At 49.5% G+C, this 1,021-nt stretch carries 1 pseudogene; it reads left to right on the forward strand.

The features are described from left to right. Window positions 1-610: 610 nt before the first annotated feature. Window positions 611-895 (forward strand): annotated as a pseudogene (locus HMPREF2736_RS11910) (transposase); the annotation flags it as partial. Between the last annotated feature and the right edge of the window lie 126 nt (window positions 896-1,021).

Below are 1,021 nucleotides of genomic sequence, written 5' to 3' on the forward strand. Positions count from 1 at the left end.
AACGCCGCAGGTCAGCGCGTACAGATGGGTGTACGCTATACACACATTAGGACCTTAAGGCATAGCTGCAGCTACTTTCGCCTTACTACCCATGAAGATAGTTGGAAGGAAGTTGAGTGATATTCATGACTGGTTCAAGTTATCGATCAAGAGTATTTGGATATAATTTTAGTCGGATCGTACTTATCTTCGCAGTACTCTTATTGTGTGTCTACTTCTTGACCAGAAGAGATCAAACCGCCTTTATCACATGCGGTCTTTTAGTGTCTCTGGCAATTTTCTTTAATGTCGGGGTGTTGCTGAATGATGAAATCCTTCGGATTTCAGTTCTTGGCATTCCAGTTAGCAACGTTCGTTTGGAATCTCTGAAGGGGGCGGAGATCCTTCCCTCGGGCCCCATACTCGAATCCCAAACGTTTGGGGTTCACTTCCTGGATGGCACTATTTCATTCCATGCCGGTTCTGCAAATATCCTCCTACACCGCAATATCGGAAGACCCATTCGCTTGACGGTTAAAGACCCAGAGGAATTTTTACACCTCCTAGCGGAGAACTCCGCTATTCGACCCGCTTCTCACAGTTAAGCCCCCGGTGCCGACACAACTGGCAACCAAAAGCATACCTCGAAGAGCTACTCACTCAAGCATCACCCGATCTGACGCGTCAGATGCTCGGTGATTTCATCAACCAAATTCTATCTTCCCAAGACGATACTGTCGGCAGCGCTGACTACGGCACCACCAGCGACAACCGCGTCAACCACCGCAACGGCTACCGCCACCGACTACTGGATACACGGGTCAGCACCGTCGATGTGGCTATCCCGAAACTACGCCACGGTTCCTTCTTGTCTGACTGGCTGTTAGAACGACGAACCCGTAGCGAACGTGCCATGTAGATAAGCCTCTGGGCACTAAAGTACCCAGAGTGAAGTGCCCCGGGTTTTGTTCCTAGGCGTTTGCCTTGATTTCTATTATTTCCTGGGGTGGGTTCTGCTTCCAAAATTCGGTTTCCACCTCGA

The sequence above is a fragment of the Corynebacterium sp. HMSC036E10 genome, assembly GCF_001836265.1.
In the GTDB taxonomy this organism is placed as follows: Bacteria; Actinomycetota; Actinomycetes; order Mycobacteriales; family Mycobacteriaceae; genus Corynebacterium; species Corynebacterium coyleae.